Origin of the sequence: Pseudomonas sp. ANT_J28, from assembly GCF_008370005.1 — a bacterium.
In the GTDB taxonomy this organism is placed as follows: domain Bacteria; phylum Pseudomonadota; class Gammaproteobacteria; order Pseudomonadales; family Pseudomonadaceae; genus Aquipseudomonas; species Aquipseudomonas frigoris.
This window is the reverse complement of sequence record NZ_VOBM01000022.1, coordinates 1-21,938: the sequence shown is the minus strand read 5'-3', so window position 1 is coordinate 21,938 and position 21,938 is coordinate 1. Positions and strand designations below refer to the sequence as shown.

At 57.2% G+C, this 21,938-nt stretch carries 13 protein-coding genes; 8 read left to right on the top strand and 5 right to left on the bottom strand.

Annotated features, from left to right (window positions below):
- Window positions 1-197: 197 nt before the first annotated feature.
- From FQ187_RS16670 to FQ187_RS16645, 6 genes are read left to right on the top strand one after another with little or no spacing between them, the layout of a single operon-like run.
- Window positions 198-989, top strand: a complete 792-nt coding sequence (locus FQ187_RS16670; RefSeq protein WP_129440832.1) for a YfaP family protein — start codon at window positions 198-200, stop codon at window positions 987-989.
- Between the two features lie 37 nt (window positions 990-1,026).
- On the top strand, window positions 1,027-2,739 hold the full coding sequence (locus FQ187_RS16665; protein ID WP_149630344.1) for a DUF2138 domain-containing protein: 1,713 nt from the start codon (window positions 1,027-1,029) through the stop codon (window positions 2,737-2,739).
- Window positions 2,740-2,771: 32 nt separating this feature from the next.
- Window positions 2,772-3,374, top strand: a complete 603-nt coding sequence (locus FQ187_RS16660) for a DUF1175 domain-containing protein (RefSeq protein ID WP_256667333.1) — start codon at window positions 2,772-2,774, stop codon at window positions 3,372-3,374.
- A complete protein-coding gene (locus FQ187_RS16655; protein WP_149630343.1) occupies window positions 3,371-7,936 on the top strand; it encodes an alpha-2-macroglobulin in 4,566 nt (1,521 codons plus the stop codon). Before FQ187_RS16660 ends, FQ187_RS16655 begins: the two co-directional genes overlap by 4 nt.
- 1 nt (window position 7,937) lies before the next feature.
- On the top strand, window positions 7,938-9,557 hold the full coding sequence (locus FQ187_RS16650; RefSeq protein WP_149630342.1) for a DUF2300 domain-containing protein: 1,620 nt from the start codon (window positions 7,938-7,940) through the stop codon (window positions 9,555-9,557).
- A gap of 3 nt (window positions 9,558-9,560) precedes the next feature.
- Window positions 9,561-10,376 carry a YfaP family protein gene (locus FQ187_RS16645; protein WP_149630341.1) on the top strand — a complete coding sequence of 272 codons (816 nt, stop codon included), beginning with the start codon at window positions 9,561-9,563 and terminating at the stop codon, window positions 10,374-10,376.
- Between the two features lie 63 nt (window positions 10,377-10,439).
- Here the strand turns inward: FQ187_RS16645 and FQ187_RS16640 are convergent, their stop codons facing one another.
- The 5 genes from FQ187_RS16640 to FQ187_RS16620 form a co-directional block, all read right to left on the bottom strand.
- A complete protein-coding gene (locus FQ187_RS16640) occupies window positions 10,440-11,501 on the bottom strand; it encodes a YhcG family protein (RefSeq protein ID WP_149630340.1) in 1,062 nt (353 codons plus the stop codon).
- Between the two features lie 695 nt (window positions 11,502-12,196).
- Window positions 12,197-12,580 (bottom strand): hypothetical protein, encoded by a 384-nt coding sequence (locus tag FQ187_RS16635; RefSeq protein ID WP_149630339.1) that lies wholly within the window; start codon window positions 12,578-12,580, stop codon window positions 12,197-12,199.
- Between the two features lie 172 nt (window positions 12,581-12,752).
- Complete coding sequence (locus FQ187_RS16630) at window positions 12,753-14,012, bottom strand: restriction endonuclease subunit S (RefSeq protein ID WP_149630338.1); 1,260 nt, start codon at window positions 14,010-14,012, stop codon at window positions 12,753-12,755.
- Between the two features lie 89 nt (window positions 14,013-14,101).
- Window positions 14,102-16,588 (bottom strand): N-6 DNA methylase, encoded by a 2,487-nt coding sequence (locus tag FQ187_RS16625; RefSeq protein WP_149630337.1) that lies wholly within the window; start codon window positions 16,586-16,588, stop codon window positions 14,102-14,104.
- A gap of 13 nt (window positions 16,589-16,601) precedes the next feature.
- Complete coding sequence (locus FQ187_RS16620; RefSeq protein WP_149630336.1) at window positions 16,602-16,799, bottom strand: helix-turn-helix domain-containing protein; 198 nt, start codon at window positions 16,797-16,799, stop codon at window positions 16,602-16,604.
- A gap of 515 nt (window positions 16,800-17,314) precedes the next feature.
- On the opposite strand from FQ187_RS16620, the gene FQ187_RS16615 reads away from it, so the two are divergent.
- Entirely contained in the window at window positions 17,315-20,149 is a 2,835-nt protein-coding gene (locus FQ187_RS16615) for a TrlF family AAA-like ATPase (protein ID WP_149630335.1), read from the top strand.
- Window positions 20,150-20,151: 2 nt separating this feature from the next.
- Window positions 20,152-21,417 carry an ATP-binding protein gene (locus FQ187_RS16610; protein ID WP_149630334.1) on the top strand — a complete coding sequence of 422 codons (1,266 nt, stop codon included), beginning with the start codon at window positions 20,152-20,154 and terminating at the stop codon, window positions 21,415-21,417.
- Window positions 21,418-21,938: the final 521 nt, after the last annotated feature.

Genomic DNA, 21,938 nt, shown 5'->3' with positions numbered 1-21,938 from the left:
GCTCACCGTCCACCTGCCAGCGTGAAGCCCACCGCAAATATAGAGGTATCCGATTGTTAAAAAACCGCCGAATGGCTAATCTTCGCGCCTTCTACGACCCGATAGTCATGGGTCTTTCTGACGAAACGCAGTTTTTGGATCTGTAACGCGCCGAGGATCGGGCGCAAGGTTTCGTTATGCATGGCAGGAGGCGTCACATGCGTTCATTTCTTCTATTGCTGATGGGGCTCGTCTGCGCGACTGCGGCGTTGGCCGAGCCTTCGGCCGAGGTGTCGGAACCGTTGGGTGGCTGGCGTTATTCCGGCCTGCTGGACCGCAGCGAAAATCCTCAAGTCGCCTACCCCACGCCACCCATCGATCGCGGTGTGCAGCGCAATCGCACCATGATCCAGGGCCAGCTCAAGGCCATCGGCACTCAGCGAGGGCCGCACACCCTGGCCGTCAACGGCAATCCTCTGAATCTGTATACCGACGACCAAGGGCGTTTCGCCCGGCCGTATGCGTTTGGCGCTGGCTCCAACAGCGTCGAAGTGCGCAGCTCTGAAGGCCAATCGCTCAAGCGCGTTCAATTCTATGAAGCCAACAACCTGCGCACTCCGGCGCGGATTCGCGTGGTGTTGGGTTGGGATGATCCGAAAGCCGAACTCGATCTGCACATCATTACCCCCGACGGCCAGCATGCGTTCTGGGCTCGCCCGGCGATGAGCAACGGCGGCGGCCTGGACCCGGACGGCGTCGATGGCCCCGGCCCGGAAATGTTCACCATGACCGCGCCGATGCATGGCACCTATCTGGTTTACGTGAACTATTGGGGTAACTTCGGCAGTGGCGGCTATAACTTCGATGAGACCAGCAACCAGAACGAGGTGATCACCTCGCAGATCAACCTGGTGCTCAACGAAAACACCGTCGACGAAAAACGCGAGACCTTCATCGTGCCCCTGCGGGCCATCGGTGACCTGCTGCTGGTCAAGACTTTCAACTATTAAGCATCCCGCTCCACGGATGACATCGGGTTTTGTGAACATGAGCGATAACACTGTTTCTCCGGCCGCCGAAACGCCAGCAGCCAAAACTCCTCGCCGCTGGCCGGCGCTGCTGGTCGGGCTGGTCCTGGTGGCCGGCGTCGCGGCCGGGTTGGGCTGGTTCATGCACAAACCCAAGGCGCCGCCAGCGGCGTTGGCCAGCGACAAACTGGGCATGAGCCGGCCGGACGGTCTGCTCGAAACCCACTCCTTGAGCCAGTTGCCCAAGGACTTGCTGGCGGTGCCGTTCCTCAAGGAAACCCTGACCGAGGATTTCGTCTTCTATTACGAAGCGCATGCGGATCGTCTCGGTTTGATCGGCAGTCTGCGGCGGATCATTTACGAACATGACCTGAAATTGCAGGACAGTTTGATCGAGCAGCTCTTCGATCAACCGGCGGATGTGGCGCTGTGGCGCGGGGCGGATGGTCGCCTGAAAGACTTTTTGTTGGTGATGGATCGCGGTGGTCTGGCCAAGGTGCTGGAGCCGCTGGCGAAAGTGGCGCTGGATGATTCGCAGCTGACCCAGTTGGCTGAAATCAAGGTTGCCGGCGATGTGGTGCCGCTTTATCAACTCACCTACAACCACAGCAAAGCGCTGCTGTTCGCCTCTCATGGCGACAAACTGGTGGTGCTGTCCAATCCGGCCAAGTTGTATGAAACAGGCCACGGTCCGGTCGACGAACCCGGCATGGTGTCGACTGAATCGCTGGAAGCACTGCTCGGCGGCCAGAAACTGTTCCCCGAAGCCTTCGGCCTGCCACCTCGCGCGCCTGAAGTGAAACAGCGCCTGTCGGTCAATTCCAGTGTCCTGGCCATGGGTTATCAGCGCTTCATCCCGAATTTCGCCGGGCTGCGTTTCGACATGGACGACAAGGGCTGGCACAGCTTCCTCGCCATGGACGAACTGGACAACCAGCCAGACTTCGATTTCAAGCCGATCTGGCAAGCCATGCCGATGGGCGCCAGTGCCTGTGTCGCCTTGCCGCTCGCCGCCGAACAACAAAAACCGCTGCTGGTAAAACTTGGCGCCGAAGAGTCGGTGGCCCAGGCCCTGACCGAACACATGGCGGGTGCCGCTGGTCTCTGTTGGTACGCCGACTCGCGGCTTTACACGCCGTTGCTGGTGGCCAGCCTGAACGACAAGAACAGCGCCAAACTCGACGGCGACCTGGGCAATCTGTTCGGCTCGATGGTCGGCGCCTACGAAGGCAACGTCGAAGAGCACGCATTCCCGGTGGTCGAGAAACAAGAAGTTCAAACCCACCAGTGGCAGCGCCAGGTCAGCTCCAACTTCGGTCCTTACAAAGCCAAGGATGCCGAGCAACCGGACGCGATCACCGGCAAGGCGTTCATGAAAGTCAGCCTGGCGCGCCACGGTTCGACGCTGCTGTTCTCCCTCGACGACAAGCTCGTGGACAAGGCCCTGGGCACCCTCGACAAACGCTTCCCGCCGATGGCCGACGTGGTACCAAAAGACTTGCTGATGCCGGTCTACTTCGGCCCGGATTCCATGGCGCAGCTGATGCAACAGGAAACCCTCGATAGCCTGCCGCAGGACATGGAGCCGGTGTTCTACAACGCCGCGCAGACCTACCTGATCCCGAAACTGCGCAAGCTCGGCGGCTACGGCAAATACGCCCTGACCTTGCCGGAAGGCAGCGAACCCGACGGCCACTGGCAATGGCTGCCGCTGGAATGGAAAGCCCTGTGACCGCACTCATCCGAGGTCTCGGCCTGCTGGCGATGTTGCTGGGTACCCGGGCATTTGCCACTGAGACACCGCCGCTGGACGTGCAGCAATCCCAGGTGTTCCGTGCCTGGTTCGTGCGCATCGCCCAGGAACAACTGACCCAAGGCCCGAGCCCGCGCTGGTATCAGCAGGACTGCGCGGGCCTGGTACGTTTCGCCGCCAACGAAGCGCTGAAAGTTCATGACGACAAATGGCTGCGCAGCAATGGCCTGTCCAACCGCTACCTGCCGCCAGAGCTGCAATTGAGCGAGGCCCAGCGCGGCCTCGCCCAGCAATGGCAGCAGGGCGGCGGCAAGGTCGGGCCGTACGTCAACGCGATCAAACTGATTCAGTTCAACAGCCATCTGGTCGGCCGCGATCTGGCGCAAGCCCGGCCCGGCGACCTGATGTTTTTCGATCAGGGCGACGACCAGCACCTGATGATCTGGATGGGCCGCTACATCGCCTATCACACCGGCACCACCACCCCGACTGACAACGGCATGCGCTCCGCAAGCCTGCAGCAACTCATGACATGGAAGGACACCCGATGGATACCCGACGCAGCCAACCCCAACTTCATCGGCGTCTATCGACTGAACTTTCTCTCCCTATGATCGGTGCCCGCATGTTGCGTTTTCTGCCTCTGCTGTTGGTCTTTGTGCTGCCTTTTTCGGCGGTCAATGCCGAAGACACCGTCGAGCCGAGTGGCTACGCGCCGGTGGCCGGTGAAAGCTTTTTCCTGCTGGCCGACAGCAGTTTTGCCAGCGACGAACAGGCGATGGTTCGCCTCGAAGCGCCGGGTCGCGATTATCGTCGGTTTCGCATGGAGCCTTACGGCGGCGCCGACATTCGCGTGTACCGCATCGACAAGCCGCTGGACTTCCTCAAGCGCCAGAAGAACCTGCACCGCGTGGTCAGCGACGGCCAGTTCAAGGGTGAAGGCCTGTCGAACACCCTCGCGTACTTGTGGGACAACTGGTACCGAAAATCCCGTCGGGTGATGCAGCGGGCGTTCTCCTACGAATCGCGTAAACAAATCACCGAAGAAGTGCCAGAACTGAAGATGGGCACTGCCATCGCCGCGCCAACGCCCTACGACGCTCAGCCGCAATTCGCGCTGATTCCGGGCCTGCCGGTTGTCAGCCAATTCCGCTATCCGCTGTGGCAAGCCAAACCGATCCAGCCGCCTGAGGGCGTAAACCTGGCCGGTTCTTCCAGCGAGTTCGTCAGCGTTGCACCGGGTAACGTGTACATCCCGTTGGGCAATCTGAAGCCGGGTCTGTACCTGGTGGAAGCGCTGATCGGCAAGTACCGCGCGACCACCATGGTCTTCGTCTCCAACACTGTGGCCGTGAGCAAGATTGCCGGTGATGAATTGCTAGTGTGGGCTGCACGCAAACACGCAGGCAGTTCGGTGCCGAAGGTGAATGTGTTGTGGACCGATGGCCTCGGCGTGATGAGCAGCGGTGCGACCGATGCCGATGGTTTGCTGCGTCTGAAACACGTCAGCCCGGAGCGTTCGTTCGTGATTGGCGAGGACGAAGAGGGCGGGGTGTTTGTCTCCGAAAACTTCTATTACGACAGCGAAATCTACGACACCAAACTCTACGCGTTCACCGACCGGCCGTTGTACCGGCCGGGGGATTGGGTGTCGCTGAAGATCGTCGGGCGCGAGTTCAAGAACGCCCGCGACTCTGTGCTGCCGACCGCTGCCGACGTCAACGTGACCGTGCTCGATGCCACCGGCACGGCGCTGCAATCGCTGGCGTTGAAACTCGATTCCAAGGCTGGCACTCAAGGCCGTTTCCAGTTGCCGGACAACGCGGTCGCGGGCGGTTACGAGCTGCGTTTCAGCTACAAGGATCAGGCCTACAGCAGCGCCTTCCGTGTCGCCGAGTACATCAAGCCGCACTTCGAGATTTCCCTGAACCTGGCCAAACAGGATTACCGCACCGGCGAACCGGTGAAGGGCAGCCTCGTGCTGCTGTACCCGGACGGTAAACCGGTGGCCGACGCCAAGTTGACCCTGAGCCTGCGGGCCCAACAACTGTCGATGGTCGACAACGAGCTGCAATACCTCGGGCAATTCCCGGTGGAACTGACCAGCACCGAACTGACCACCGACTCCAAGGGCAACGCGACGCTCGATCTGCCGGCTGCCGAGAAGCCGAGCCGCTACATGCTCACCGTGTTCGCCAGCGATGGCGCGGCGTATCGGGTCAAGACCACCAAGGAAATCCTCATCGACCGCGGCGCGGCGAGTTTCAGCCTGCGCGCGCCTCAGCGTTTTAGCGCGGTGGGCGACAAGGTTGCGTTCAGTTATTTGAATGAAGGCGGCAGCGAGCAAAGCAAAGGGGTCACGCCGAGCAGTTATAGCTGGGTACGCCTGGAAGACCAGACCACCGGCGAGGGCAAACTCGCCGCGAAAGACAAAGGCTTCACCTTGGCCTTCGACCGTCCGGGCACTTACAACCTGACGCTGAAGGATGACCATGGCCGCGTGGTGGGTGCCACCGGTCATTCGGTCACGGGCGAAGGCGTTAAAGCGGTGCCGGGCACCGTGGAAATCGTCCTCGACAAACCCGAGTACAAGGCCGGCGACGAAGCCCTGGCTTTGATCACGTTCCCTGAGCCGATCAGCGATGCGCTGCTGTCGCTCGAGCGCGACAAGGTCGAGGCCACAGCGCTGCTATCCAAGGGCGGCGACTGGCTGAAGATGGAAAAACTCAGCGAGACCCAATACCGCGCGCGGATTCCGGTGAAGGATAATTTCGCGCCGAACCTGACCTTCTCGGTGCTCTACACCAAGGGCGGTCAGTACAGCTTCCAGAACGCCGGCATCAAGGTGATTACGCCGCAAATCGACGTGGCGATTGCCACCGATAAAGAGGCGTATCAACCGGGTGACACCGTGTCGGTGGACTTGACCACGCAGTTCGCTGGCAAGCCTATTCCAGCGCACCTGACGGTCAGCGTGGTGGACGAAATGGTCTACGCGTTGCAACCGGAAGTCGCGCCGACCATCGACCAGTTTTTCTACCATCCGCGCCGCAACAACGTGCGCACCAGCGCCAGTCTGTCGTTCATCAGCTACGACGTGGCATTGCCGGGCAGCCCTGGCGCGCCAGGCAAAGCCAATCGCAGCGAGCGAGGCGTGAAAGTGCTGGAGCGGCCGCGTCGTGAAGACGTCGACACTGCCGCGTGGCAACCGGAATTGACCACCGACGCCAACGGCAAAACCCGTTTTACCTTCAAGATGCCGGACTCGCTGACCCGCTGGCGCATCACCGCCCGGGCCATCGCTGATGACGGTCAGGTCGGGCAGAAGAAGCAATTCGTACGCTCGGAAAAACCGCTGTACCTGAAGTGGAGCGGCCCGACCAAATTCCGCACAGGCGACAAACCTGATCTGGGTGTGTTTGCTTTCAGCCAAGCGGAAAAACCGGCCAAGGCTGAGTTGGTGATTCATTTCGGCGGTACCGAACAACGCGTTCCCGTGACGCTGAATAACGGCATCAACTACATCGCGCTGCCAGCGTTCGCGTTGGCCAGTGGCGAGTGGACAGCTGAGCTGGTGCAGGACGGTAAAACGGCTGATGCCTTGGCTGTGCGCCTGACCGCGACCGGCGAAGGCTGGCAAGTGACCCAAAGTCAAAGCCTAGACGCTGCCAGCGGTGATACGCCGCTGACCTTGCCAGCGGACGCGACGGATATTCGCCTGCGTCTGGACGACAGTCCGCAAGCGCTGTTCCGCTCGGCACTCGACGATCTGTTGAGCTATCCGTATGGCGGCGTCGAACAAACGGCCAGTCGTTTGCTGCCGCTGAGCATCGCGTATCCGACTTTGTCGTCGAATCCGCAGATCCGCGATCGCTTGCGTTTGATCATGCAGAACAGCCGTCTGCGCCTGGTGCAAATGGCCGGGCCTTCGGCGAGCTTCACCTGGTGGGGCATGGACGGTGAACCGGATGCGTTCCTCACCGCTTACGCCTATTACGCCGACTGGTACGCCAGCAAAGCGCTGGAGCTGAGCCTGCCGCCGGAGCATTGGCAGCGGGTGCTGGAGGTCTATTCGAAGCAGGCCAAAAACACGCCGCTGTTGCAGCGGGCGCTGATCCTGTCGTTCGCCAAGCAAATGCAATTGCCGGTGAACACCTTGCTCAGCGGTTTGATGGATGATCTGTCGAAAGCGGGCGAGGGTAATGCGGCGAACCTGATGGACGATGGCGAAGACAGCATCGTCATGAGCGATCCGGATTCGGCGCTCGGTCTGGCGGCCGCTCGTGCGCTGACGGCCTCTTTGGCGAAGCAATCGAAGGTGCTTCTGCCGGACGCATTCAATCGTCAACTGCCGGATGCGCAACAACGTCTGGCTGTCAGCGCTCTGCCGTTTGCCGAAGCCTTGAACCTGTCGTTGCAAGCCTTCGATCAGGCACACGCGCAAGCGTTGTTGCAACGACTATTGCCACAGCAATCGACCCTGGAACGCGCATTGGCGCTGACCTGGTTGCAACGCAGCATCGAGCAGGCTTCGCCCACCATTGCACTGGCACCGGGTGAAGGCTGGAAGAAAAAATACGGTGATACCGGGGAGACTTATTGGACGTGGCAGGGGGCTTCGCCAGTGCCAGCATTGCTGTCGCTGACCGGTGCGCAAGAGCGTCCGCTGCGAGCGGCTTTGAGCTTCCAGACCAAACAACCGCTGGTTGATCCGATGGCCGTCACCATCACCCGTCGTCTGTCGCGTCTGGTGCCGGGCGACGAAGCCTTCACCTTCAAACTAGAAGCGGTCGGCAACAAACCGTTGTCCAGCGACAGCCTGTATCTGGACGAAGTGATCATCACCAGCAAAGCCGCCAAACCGCTGCGCTACGGCATGCTCGAAGTGCCGCTGCCACCGGGCGCCGATGTCGAGCGCACCACCTGGGGCATCAAGCTCATGGGCAAGGCTGGCACCGAACCGTCCGCGTTGGAGAAGGCGCGTTTCGAGCCGGGGCAGATGGCCTATGCCATTCCGGTGGATGCCTTGAGTGGCGAATTGCGTCTGCGTCATTTGGTGCGTTTCTCGCAGAAAGGCCAGTTCAACCTGCCGCCGGTGCGTTTCACTCAGGTCTATGCGCCACAGCATCAGGCGCAAGAGCAAAAACCGGCCCTCGGCCAGGTCACGGTCAACTGACATGATCCGGCGTCTGGTCTGGTTGCTGCTGTGCTTGATCCCTGCGCTGGCGACAGCGCAGGAGGAGCCGCTGCGGCTGGCCTTTAAAGGTGAGTTGCTGTCGTTGAGCCGGACTCAGGTGATCGCGCGCGAGCCGTTGCCTGCTGATGTGCAGACTCCGCTGGGCAGTGTGTGGAAGTTGTTTGTGTACGGCTGGCTGGTGGATACCAACGCCCATGAGCCGGCTTACGAATGTCGCGGTCAGTCGAAAGACGAAGTTTATTGCTGCACCGCGGGCGGCAAGATTGAGCGCGATCAGGCCTTGGTGAAGTCGTGCGGTTTGTACTTTGAACCGCAACGGCTGGGCATTGCTGGCGCTGACTGGCGTGCGTATTGGCAGGCGCGGCAGGCACCGGAGTGGTTGCTGGATTTGGCTTCGTTGCAGCCTTCCACGCGAGTTTCAGTGACTGAGTTGCTGCGAATGCTGGCCGTGATGCCGGCGCAGGATCAAGCGCGGCGGGTGTTGCTGGATGTGGTGTTGAATGCGGCTGACGGCAATGTTGTGGGCGAACTCGGTGGCCGGTTGCGGGTGAAAACCTGGAGCTGGTTGGGGGATCAGGATCCTTCGTCGCGTCAGGGTGGTTTTGCCGGGTGGACAGCAGATGGCACGCCGGTTTGGGCGGGCGGGCGTGGGACCAGTCAAATGGTCTTGCGTAACTACGGTGGGGCGTTGGCTTCGGTGTTGCCGGTGGATTGGCCTTCGGATACGGGACGTTGCGTCGAGGTAGGGCTGTTTTCACGCTACCCCATCGGTCGCGTTCTGGCGGGGGATCGTGCTGTTGAGTCCGGGCCCTTGCTGGGCGACTACCGCGTCGAATTCACCAACGGCAACCAACTCGATATCCACAGCGACGGCGAACTGTTTTTGGTGAAAGACAAACTGATCGCCCGTCTGGACCGCGAAGAATACGTCGCCCGAGTCCTCCAGCGCGAAGCCAGACCCGAACCCGCCGAAGCCGCCAAAGCCTTGGCCGTCGCCATCCGCACGTACCTGCTGCAAAACGCCACCCGCAACGGCGACTGCCTGAGCATCGACGACAGCAGCAGCCGTCAGCGCGTCGCCCCACGTCCAGCCACCACCGAATCCCGTAACATCGCCGCGTGGACCAGTGACCTGGTCCTCGCCGGCAGCACCGTCACCTACCACTCCGACCAACCTGGCCCGGACAAGCTCTCCTGGCAGCAAGCCGTCGAACAAGCCAACGCCGGCCAACGCTACGACGCCATCCTGCTGCACGCCTACCCGCGCGCCAGCCTCAGCCGTTGGGACAACCCCGTCGCCTCCTGCGAAGCACTCCCCGCCGCGCAAGACTGGCTGCAACACCAACGCCGCGGCTGGCGTCCGCGATTGGAAAGCGAGGTTGGCTACAACGAAGTCAGCACCTTCGCCGTCTGCCGCCTGGCCTTCGGCCGCCCCTACGTCGACCGCGAACGCCAGCGCATCTACGTGCGCGGTGTGCTGTCGCTGCAAGACCGCCTCGACCTGACCCACGAATACCTGCACCTGGCCTTCGAAGCACACCCCAACGGCCAGGATGAAACCTACATCGAAGGGCTCGCCCGCCACCTCTTGCTGGAATAGGCCATGAAACTCCGTTATCCACAGGTCTTCCTGTTCCTCTGCTCCTTTTGCGTATGGCCGACGACGTTCGCCGCCGAAAGCGCCGCCAAACTCGACACCCCCGTTGGTGGCTGGCGCACTGGCGCGCCTGAAGGCGAAGGCGAAAACTTTCGCCAGATCGTTAACTACCCGGCCTCCTCGGTGAACACCCCGGTGGGGCAGGCCAACACTGCACGCATCACCGGTCAGATCAACGACACACCCAAGTCTGGTGAGCCGGGCCGGTTGATCGTCAACGGCGTCAGCATGCCACTGAAGATTGACCCCGCTGGTCGCTTTGATCGTCCGTTCTCATTTCCGAATGGCAGCAACAGCGTCGAAGTCCGAAGTCCCGATGGCCAGCAACGGCATCGCACGCAGTTCCTGAACGCCAGCGGCGGGGCCACTCCGGCGAAGTTGCGGGTGCTACTGGCTTGGGACAGTGACGGCACCGACCTCGACTTGCACCTCATCACCCCCGACGGCGCGCACATCTGGTACGGCGATCGTGTTGCGCCCAATGGCGCGGCGCTCGATGTTGACGTGACGACGGGATACGGCCCGGAAATCTTCGCCATGCCGGCGCCGATCAAGGGGCAGTATCTGGTGTATGTGAACTACTTCGGCGGTGGGTATCGCAGTGATGAGGAGGGGCAGGAGGATGCGGTTCAGCCGCTGACGACGGCACAGGTGACGGTGATTACGGAGGAGGGGACGCCGAACGAAAAGATGGAGACGTTTCTGGTGCCGATGCGGGCGGTGGGGGAGTTGACGTTGGTTAAGGGGTTTAGTTATCCGTGAGGGTGAAATAAAGCGACCGCAGCGTTTTTACGTAGCTGCAGTCCCCGATCCTTGGTTGTCCGATTATTGCGATTCGTCCTCCGTGAAGGCGTCATCACTAGCCAGCTCGCGCTCAATCTGTTCGATGCTGGGCAGGCTGGTTTGAAGCTCTGCCGGCAAGGACTCCACCAACTGGTACTCGGCCACGCCGATAGGTCGGGCGTTATCACGCAGGGCATATTCGGCCACTACCTTGTTCTTGCTCTTGCATAGTAGAAGGCCGATGGTCGGGCCGTCCTGCGGATGTTTGAGTTGCGCATCCACTGCAGTGAGGTAAAAACTCAGTTGCCCCAAATGCTCTGGTTTGAACTTGCCAGCCTTGAGTTCGATCACCACATAGCAACGTAGCTTGAGGTGATAAAACAGCAGGTCTATGAAGAACTCGTCACCGCCTACGTCTAGCAGCACTTGCTTGTCGACGAAGGCGAAACCCGCACCCAGTTCCAGCAAGAAGTCAGTAACGTGTTTAACCAGAGCGTTTTCGATCTCGCGCTCCTGGGCATCAAGAGTCAGGCCGAGGAAGTCGAAACGGTAAGGGTCTTTCAGTGATTCGCGGGCAAGGTCGGATTGCGGTTTGGGCAACTGGCTATCGAAGTTGCTGACTGCCTTGCCACTACGCTCCAGCAGACGGGTCTCGATCTGCATCACCAAAATGTTGCGCGACCAGTTGTGCTCGATGGCCTGGGCGGCATACCAACGGCGGGTTTCAGGGCCATGAAGCTTGTCTAGCAGCACCAGATTGTGACCCCAGGGCAATTGTGCAGCAGCTTGTTGCACAAATTCCGCGTCCGGCCACGCGCCAGCAAAAGCGCGCATGTATTTGAGGTTACGTGGGGAAAACCCTTTCATATCCGGAAAAGCCGCGCGTAAATCCTGAGCCAAGCGGTCGATGACCTTAGTCCCCCAACCCTGCTGTGTTTGGCGGGTCAAAATATCCTGACCGATCTGCCAGTACAGCAGCACCAGCTCGCGGTTCACCGCCAGAGTGGCGCGCTGCTGGGCATTATGGATGCGGCTTTTAAGATCGATCAGCCAATCGCCGTAGCCGTCGGGGGGCATGCTCAGGCTAGCGGGGGTGTCGCTCATGCTTTTATCCCTTATGGTTTTTCGGCGGAGCGCGAAGATTAGTCAGCGCATTTATCGTGCGCAAGCAGGTTGGGCTTTCAAGGATATTTCCTTCAGAAGAAAGGGATGCTGCTTACTTTTAGGCTTCTGTTGCCGAATGCAAGAATAGGTCTGTGGCGCCGCATGCGCTGCCGGGAGACTCTGGGACGGGCTAAAGCCCGCCCCTTAACCAAGCGTTAGCTTCCCCTTTGGGTCGAGCGCAGCCGGTAGTTACTATGGCGTGTGCTGCTCACGCCGCATGCAAGCAGGTGGTCAATACGAATGCATTGGTGGTCAGGCTGGTGCAATTACGCACTAGAGCATGAGACGACACGGTTCTTGTCTGTCACAGAAATCGAGTCGCTGGAGCCGCGGCTAACCCAGCGTTTGGGTGTGGGTCAAAGATGGGGTTTTGGATCAATTCCTCATCCTGTGCGGATTTCAGGCATTAAAAAGCCGGCTTGTGGGCGGCTTTTTGATCTGATTAAGATATTGATTTTAAAGGGCTTTATTATTATTTTTTTGCTTGTCCCCCCACTTGTCCCCCCGATTGGATTCTGCGTGACAGGTTATACCTTGATGACGTCTGTCTGTTGACGCTCCGAACTGTAAAAGTCATTGAAATCGTGCGAAAGCTTCCAGATCGCCAGATCTTCCTGCTCCGATGCCTCCCATATTTACCCTCCGAACTCCAGGATGCCTAGGTTGGTGGGGAATAGCGCCAATGCGGTTTTCTGCAAAGCTGCCATGCTGCGGCCGGCCGTTTCTCCGACGAAAGCGTCCAACGGTGCCTTTTTGAATATATCGACAACCGCCAGTATCGGGCGGTTCTGGTGGTGGAAGGCGATCTTCCATTTGGTCGCCTCGCCCAGACGTTCAAATGACTCGATGCCTTCCACATCTCCTTGCGATGCCAAGGTGATTACTTGTACGACATACCCGCGTACCTTGACGAACGCTTCTTCCGCCGTAGCGCCGAGAGAAGAGTACCAGCCGTGGATGTAGGAGTAGCTGCGGTTCTCAACGCTTTCGCGGTGCTCCATATTTTTGCGTAAGAACATGATGAACCGCCCCAGATACTACCAAGTTCATCCAGTCGCGATTCGATCCAGTAGATGAAGCTGTCCTTCGATCCGACCAAGGAGTATTCGTCCAGCGTCATCGTGATCAGCCGCTCCAGAGGCTACTTCTTCAAGAATTCGTCCCACAGAGCGTACTGTTGCTGGAAGTCGCTCATTCGGCAGGCACGGAAACGGTGAACAGCGTCGACTCGAAGGTGGTCCAAGAGGACTGACGTAGGGTGGTAGCTTCGATGCGTCTGCTGACTGCACTAGTTCTCGCGGAATAAAGGTCCGTCACCAGTTGCTCCTGCACATGGGCATCGGGCAACGGGAATTGCAGATCCAGTAGCGACGGCTTGGAAATGTTCTTCATCGTTGGAGACGTGCCTGTCAGTCGAGATTCGATTTGCTCACGGACGAGCTGTAGCTTCATCGTTTCCGCCAAAAAGCGGGGTAACAACATCCCATCATGCAAAAATCGTACTCGGAAGATCTTGTCGCACAGCATCAGCTTGGTTCGTGTCGACTCGACATAGACGCAGGCACCGACATATCGAGTAACGTTTGCACGGCTGATCAATACATCACCAGGTTGTACTTCGTACTCAGTGCGCGGCTGTAGCCTTGTGGGAAGCTCCTTGTTCTCAAGCTCATCGAACGTCCCGAATGAAACAGCACCAAGCTTTAATACGCCCCATTTTCCCCCGCGAGCGGGGTGGTCGTTGCATTTCGGGCTCCATCCATTCTCGAGGTCAGCAATCAGATTTCCAAGACGAGCCAGCGGCCAAGGCGAAGTGTGTTCAGGGCCAGACGTGGAGGTTTTCAAGATGCTTTCGTAACTCCACCGCTCCACATCCTTGAACCGCGCCACGAAAACTGGCCAGTCCGGCAGGGCGATAGGTGCAGCCACACCGAGAGTTGTCTCGAAGGCCTGCCAGGCTGCATGTTCAATGGCATCCGCTTCCTGCTCAAGCTGCGCGGCGCGGATCAGCGCGTCGTCGTAGGTGCCAACTAGTACGTCCTGCTCGTCCAGCGACGGCACTGGCACTTCGAGACTCAGGAACCCTTCCGGTGTGACGCGTTTTCGGCCACTGGTTCCGGTTGCCTTGCGTTGTAAGGCAACCTTGAAATGGTCGGCGCGTAGAAGATGGTTCAGGTACGCTGGCCGCAGTTTGTCAGACTTTGGCGTGAACACGGGGTACTCAGCCGTCACGACCGCCTTGGAGATGCTGTCTGGAATCAGCCCCACTGCACCATTGCGGGCATCGATCTTCGAGAAAGCAATGTCGCCCGGGTAGGCCGCAAACATGGATCCTTTGAACACCTCAGTCCGCGCACGTGGAATGACCTTGCCGGAGAACTTAATAGTAATAGCCTGCCAATCTCCAAGCTCACCTTCGACACGAACAGAATCGTGACGTGGGGTAATCACGTCACTCAGTGGCAGTAATGGGAAGTTACTAGTCCGCGATTCAGCAGACGGTTTTTCGATCCAACGCTCGATCTCCCTCCACTGTCGGATCAGACAGTGGAGGGTGTCGGAAAATTTGGCATTGCATCCGACTGAGCGCCTTGCGCCATCCAGGCTTCGAACTCACGGTAAGCCTTGAGTAGTTCAGGTAATTCGTTTGCCACGCCTTCGCCGGTTTCGCCTGTGGATGTGATGCCCACCGTCTTGGGGGCAGCCACGAAAACGGGGTAATCGAACTGTTCGCGCACCCGAGCCCAGAGGGCAGCAGTGTGAGCTTCGTCGATGGTGCGGTACCTGGAGCCCAGACTGGACAGCAGGGCATCGCTGCGATATTGCACAGCTGAGAGTGCGGCGGACGTTTGCTTTTTGAGTTCGGCAACTGCTTTTTTATAATCCTTAGCGACCTCGTTGAGCCAGACCGGTTTACCCTGCACGGTCGGCAGGCAAGTGCGTGGATAGGCCGGTGCCTCCCCGCGATGCCAAGGCAATAGCACGCGTCGTAACCCAAATGCAGCTAGCTCATCGAGCAGGCGACCAACTTCGGCGTCCTCGCCTGAAATAATTCCTGGTGCACATTCCTCATGTACGGCATTGCGCTGAACATCAAAGCCCGAATCCAGCTCGGCATGGGCTTTGGCCCAGGCAGCCTCCCAGGCTAGGTCGTCTTCCTTGGTGAATTTTTGCAAGAACACCATTGAGGCTTTGACCGTGGCACTGCTTGAGCGGAATGTTTCTTCCGGCAGGCTGACCACTGCAATCAGTTTGGCCTTACCCTCAGCCCAGCGGCGTAGCCAGGCAAGCGAAGGATTGTTGAGGGGGCCGTCCGGCAGTACGATCCCCGTCCGTCCACCAGGTTTGAGTAGGTTTAGGCAGCGCTCAATGAAAATCAGCTCTGTGGGGCGGTTGTTCTTGCCCTTGCCGATCTCAAACAGATCAAGAATTGGAGTCTTCGCAGCGGCGGCATCCAGCAGGCGTTGGTGGCTTTTCTCCCAGGAGCTGCCATAACCATGTTCACGGCAGCGCTGCAGGTAGACTGCATCGGTAGGCACGCGAGTTTCATTGCTCCCCCCCACGGTCTGATCTTTGCCAACGTTCGAGCCGAACGGCGGGTTGGTTAGCACCAAATCGAAGCGGCCGTTGAAGATGCCGTTGATGTCGAGTAAACCGTCGTGATAGTGGATGCCGCCGTGCCCGTCGCCGTGCATGATCATGTTCATTTTGGCGGTGCGGGCAGCGCGAGGTTCAGCATCGGTGCCGTAGATACATTGCCAGGCCAAACGGCCAACGCGGGTATCGATAGGCTTGTTGTCGTCGCCACTGGGCAGCAACTGATAGTTCAAACGCGAGAACTCTTCTTCGATTTGGAGCTCTTCTTCCTCTTCCGGTAGGCCGATAACTTCAATTTGAGTACGCTTCTCATCCTTTTGCCGCTGGATATCGGCGACGATCTGGCTGCGAACTTGCTCAAATGCACGAATCAAGAAGCCGCCCGACCCAGATGCCGGGTCGCAGATCAACTGACCCTCTTGAGGAGCGAGCAGATCGACCATGAACTCCACGACTGGACGTGGGGTGAAGAACTGACCCATTTCGCCTCGGAAGGTAGTGCCGAGGAATTTTTCAAAGGCTAGGCCCTTGATGTCATCGCTGGTTTTGGAAAGATCGAAACGCTGAAGCTCTTTAACGATGCGTCTGAAGGTCGCCTCTGACACCCCTAATGTGTCGTTTGTGCCGAAAAGACTGTCCGCCTTGTAGTAGTCCTTGGTCAGCTCAAACAGTCCGTCATGTACCTGTGGATCGTTCGACATACGCAACGCTGCGCGTTGGTCCAGGTAATCAACGGTAAATGTTCCATGCAAGCCTGAGCGTTCGATATACATCTTGATAAACAGGATTTTCGAGATGGTGTCGAACGCACGTCCAGGCTCCATCTTGTGTACGTCGCGCAGGATGCTGTGACAGACGAACAGTAGGTCTTGGAATTCCTTGCGGTTAAAAGCGCGCAGCGATTCGCGGATTTCTTTCAGGCGCTTGGCATCGCCCCAGTCAGTTGCCTTGGGGATTTCGTTGATGGCGACAAAGCCGCCTGGCAGCCCCGGCACCAGCTTGAATACCGCCGTGTGACGCTGGTTGGTGGCAATGAAAAACTCGCATCCGGTAGCGCGGGTGTAGGACTCACCCTGATAGTAATCACGCTCCTGAATTTGGATGGTGTCAGTCTTACACTCGATGACTAGAACCGGCGTGCGTCCGGCCGCTTTTTCCGTGGCGGACTGCCAGATTACGATGTCAGCGCGCGGACTTTTATGTCCGTGCAGCGTGCGACGCTCCTGATCCATCTGCTCCAAGGTGTAACCATAATGTTCTACCAGTGTGCGGATGAATTTCTGGCGCACGACTTCTTCTGCTTTGGTGGTGACATCCCTCCATTCTTTGCGTAGCGGGATCCACAGCCAATTGACCAAGCGATGCAGCTCATCAGGAGCTGCTGGGAACGACAGACTGGGTTGATAGTTTGGTTTCTTTATCTTGGTCATGAAGTTTTCTCGTTCAATTCCGCTTCTGCTGCCCTTCGTCCGCACCACCCGTGCGCACCCATTCATCCACCTCGGACAGCTTGAACTTCCACAGCCGACCAATTCGGTGTGCAGGAAGCCCACGGCGCTCACGCCAGCGGTAGACAGTGTCTTTGGCTACATCCAAGTGCTGAGCGACCTGCTCAACGGAAACCCACGGCTCGGTGCTCATGAGGACAGCCTCGCGAGAAAGATAGTCATAAGTCGTCTTAAATAGGTTGAATCCTATCAGAGTAGAGGAAGGGTAGTCACTGGATCTGTTCGTTGAAGAAGTGGTTGATCCATGGGTGCTGGGGGGATTTGGCTGGCCGCACGTCGTTCGCGTCAGGGTAAAATTTTCTGACCGGATTCTCGACACAGCTCTGAAGTAGAGTTGAGCATCGAGCAACTACAATCCTTGGTGCTGGGTTTCGGGTCGAGAGATTTCTGAGCGCGAGCGCTGCAACGTTCAATGGTAAAGTCGAATGTATTTGGTCGATGAGCTGGGGTCGAGCTCCGATTCAGCGACGTAGATGACCAAGGTCTGCCTTTCTTGGACGGAAAATATAGTCTCCAAAGCGCTAGTTAAAGCTTAGATTCAAGGGGGAAACCGACATGCTAGGTGATCAACGGTGTTCAATGATTAGTAACAAAAAATGCCCGAAGACTCCGCAGAATCACGGCGTGTGTCCGAATTAAGGAATTTCAATGAGCTTTCAATGGACTTACCCCGGCGCCCGTTGGTGGAAATTTGACTTCCATACGCATACCCCTGCATCCAAGGATACGGATGCTTGGCAGCGAGCGATGGGGACGGTTGACGAGCTAACAGCTAAGCAATGGCTCCTGAAATACATGGTGGCAGGTATTGACTGCGTGGCCGTCACTGACCACAACTGCGGCGCTTGGGTAGACAAATTAAAGGTCGCTTACGCGACCATGCAGGAAGATCCGCCTGAGGGGTTTCGCGAACTACATCTGTTTCCTGGCGTGGAGCTTTCGGTCAATGGGGGCTTCCACCTACTAGCGATTTTCGGTACCGACGCCACGACCAGTGACATTGACTCCCTACTGGGCAGAGTCGATTACAGCGGTACAAAAGGCGATAGTGATGGTGTAACCCGTCGAAGTGCGGCAGACGTGGTGCAGGCCGTACTAGAGGCTGGCGCGCTGCCTATTCCTGCCCATGCCGACGCTAGTAAGGGCTTGCTGCAACTCAAAGCAGAAGGCTCCATCCAGTCTGTTCTCGACCATCAAACCGTAGAGCTGTTATTGAGTAATCCTGGCGTGTTGGCCATGGAGGTGTTGACCCCCGCAGCTCCTAAGCCATCAGCATACATCCAGTCAAAATTGAACTGGGCCGAAGTAATTGGTTCCGACTGCCATACCTTCCAAGGCCCAGCCGTACCTGGTTCGCGCTATACCTGGATCAAAATGGCCAAGCCTTCTCTGGAAGGGCTGCGTTTGGCTCTGTTGGATGGGCAAGGTATTTCAGTGCGTCGTAGCGATGACGTCGAGCCCTTTTCCCCGTTCGACAGACCTGAACACTTCATCGAGGCCATCGAAATAGCCGATGCTCGTTTCATGGGGCGCGGCAACAAACCCACCCGACTGGCGTTCAACCCTTATTTCAATGCGTTGGTTGGTGGTCGGGGCACTGGCAAGTCCACAATCGTGCACTCTCTACGGCTAGCTTACCGACGAGAACGTGAGCTGGGGGGAAGCGGCGAGGCCAGCGAGACCTTTGTGCGCTTCAACAAAATTGCCAGATCCCGAAATGATTTGGGAGGCCTGCTCGCCACTACGCACATTACGCTTACTCTCAGCCGCGATGGCGTCCGTTATCGTTTGTTATGGCAACAAGATGGGCAAGGGCAAGCCGTCGAAGAGTGGGACGAAATTACCTCTCAATGGAAAACATCCGAGAGCCAGGCAATTACCGAACAACGCTTTCCTGTGCGGCTGTTCAGCCAAGGGCAGATCGCAGCGCTGGCAGGTGAAAGCCAACAGGCTCTATTACAAGTAATAGACGAAGCCGCCGGGACGGATACTGCAAAAAACCTATTCGAAGAGGCCAAAGGTGGATTCTTCAGTACCTGCGCCAAATTGCGCGAGCTGAATGGCAAGCTCAAAGGGCGTGAGGCACTGAATCTAACCCTGCAGGATGTGCAACGTAAGCTAGCGCGCTTTGAGGATGCTCACCACGCTGAAGTACTGAAGGCTTATCAGCGAACTAGCCGCCAAACCCGAGAGATGGACCGACAGTTTGATACTGCGATTGAAACGGCAACGCGTCTGCGTGAGTTGGCGGGGGACTTACTGGCTGAAGATTTACCCGAAAGCGTATTCGACCCCGTCGCCGACAGCGACGCGTTGGCGATCGTTCAGCAATTAGCCTCGTCCATCGCACAAGCCCAAGCTCAGGTAGAGGCCATAGCACAGCAATTAGTCGACAACAGCGGCTCGCTCAAAGAGCAATTGTTGCAGGGTCGTTGGAAAGCGCAGGTTGAGAAGGCAAGAGTCGATTATGAGGCGCTGAAAACAGATTTGCAGACTCAGGGTGTAAATGACCCTAGTGAATATGGACGTCTGGTGCAGGAGCGACAACGTCTAGATACAGAAGTGAAACGCTTGGAGGCACTAAAAAAACAGTTCGACGACTTGAGAGTGCATGCCAAATCGCAACTCGAACACGTTTGGCATGCACGCCGAGCCATCAGTGCGACGCGCATGCAATTCCTTGAGGAAACGCTGGCAGAAAACCACTTTGTCCGGATGAATTTGATTCCTTATGGCCGCGATGCTCAAGCCATGGATCGTTCGCTACGAGATTTACTCGGGGTTCCAGACAAGTTCAAGGACGATATTTATACCGAATCACAAGGTGACACCCCGGCTAAGGGGCTAGTTGCCAATTTGCTTCTGGCAGCTGATTTGGCTGAGACGCCAGATGAGTCAGCCACACAGCACCTTGAAGAGGCTATCAAGCAATTGCAAAACCGCTTGGTGTCGTCATGTCGCGGTTCAGCTGAGTTTGGTGGTTGGTTCAACAAATACCTGACAGGCGAAACCGAAAAACGCCCCGAGCTGATCAACCACATTCAGTGCTGGTTTCCCGAGGATGGCTTGCAGGTAGAGTACAGTCGTAAAGGCAACGGTAAAGATTTTCAGTCGATTGGGCAGGCTTCGGCTGGTCAACGCGCCGCAGCTATGTTGGCCTTCTTGCTTGCTCACGGAGACGAACCTCTGGTCTTGGATCAGCCCGAAGACGATTTGGACAACCATTTAATCTATGATCTGGTCGTGCAACAAATTCGCGCCAACAAGCAACGACGACAGCTCATCATTGTGACCCACAATCCAAATATCGTAGTCAATGGCGACGCTGAGATGATTCACGTGCTCGACTTCAACCATCAGTGTTTCGTCAGCCAGTCAGGATCATTGCAGAACAAGGCCATGCGAGAGGAAATTTGCAAGGTGATGGAGGGAGGTAAAGACGCTTTCGAGCGACGTTACCAACGCCTGGGAAGAGAGGTTTAACGATGTATGACAACCCCATTGACCTGATCGAGAAAATTCGCTTGGGTGAGGATTCCTTTTTGGAATTGAAGGAGGTTCGCCTCTCCGGTATTAGAGTCGCCGCTCCCCATCGTGATTCGTTGGCTGACGAGTTGGCTGCATTCGCGAACAGTCGCGGTGGTGTCTGCGTCATGGGCGTGGACGATCGGCGAGAGGTCGTAGGCATTGCTCTCGATAGGCTCGACGTTGTCGAGGATTTTATTCGCGAGATTTGCATTAACTCTGTTACTCCATCGCTCAACCCGGTCATTGAGCGCCTGACTCTTCCATCAACTACGGGTGAGCAGTTACCTGTCATAAAGGTAGAGATACCTCGCAGCCTCTTCGTGCATAGAAGCCCAGGAGGCTATATGCATCGGGTTGGTAGCGCCAAACGTGAGATGGCACCAGAGTATCTCGCTCGGCAGTTCCAACAACGTAGTCAAGCGCGCATTATCCGCTTCGATGAGCAACCAGTCCCTGGGGCTACGCTCGACGATTTGCAGCCTGAGCTTTGGCAGCGTTTCGCCAGCCCGCGCGTCAACGATAGTCGAGAGATTCTTCTCGACAAGCTTGCTATGGCCCGTCTAGATACTGATGAAGTCTTACGCCCCACAATTACTGGCGTATTGATGGCATCTCATGATCCTCGTCGTTGGTTGCCCAACGCCTTTATCCAGGCTGTCGCGTATAGAGGCACAGAAATATTGCCGCAAGGTGATCAGGCCTATCAACTCGACGCACAAGATATTACTGGTCCGCTCGATCAGCAGGTACTTGGGGCCTGTCACTTCGTCAAAAGAAATATGCGTGTTGTCGCCAGCAAACAAGAGGGTCGTCACGATGTGCCGCAATTTGACCTTACGGCAGTGTTCGAGGCCTTGGTGAATGCTGTAGCTCACCGTGACTATGCCATTCACGGCGCAAAGATTCGGTTACGCATGTTTGCTGACAGATTAGAGCTTTATTCACCAGGCATGATTCCGAACACAATGACGGTGGACAGCCTGCCCTATCGCCAGGCGGCTAGGAACGAGGAAATTACTAGCTTACTCGCGAAGTGTAGTGTTCCAGACCAAGAGCGGGATCTTTCAGGGCGCAGCGCCATGATGGATAAGCGTGGTGAGGGCGTTCAGATTATTCTAGATAGTAGCGAGCGCTTATCTGGTATTCGTCCTACTTATCAGTTAGTTGATGAATCTGAACTGCTGTTGGTTATTCCAGCTGCCTCTATCGAAGTAGAAGGCTAAGTGCAGGCTGCATGAGGGGGCCGCTTAAAAGGTTAGAAATGGTGTCCACTTTGGTGGACGCCATCGCCCTAAGCGTTGGGTCAGAAAGGTGGGGGGTGGACGGTTTACTTTGAGCTTGATCAATAGGGATTTAAGTCATGCAGATGATGGATTTTCTAGAGTTGGCTGAACTCTTTAAGTTTTCTTTCAATCATGGATGCTTACCTGCTTTACACCAATTTTCCCACTCGTCGAGCATGTCGGAGATAACCATGGCGTCGTCACCATTTTCCTTATGGAACGCAGCGCCCCATTGATCGACACAGCTATCTATATTGGCTTTATTTGATGAGTTCGTAGAGGTTTTCTGCATGGCTGGAGCTGCTCGTCCACCCACTTCTGGGCCTGTGCCTTTTAGGGAAGGTCTGAAGTACCCACCGATTTTTCATGCCCTCTCTGCTTGAGGTTCAAAAAATCATGAGTCGGTCGAAAAACAGGCCTTTCCTGTCCTTAATTCATGGTTCTTTCCTCTAGTCGCGCTG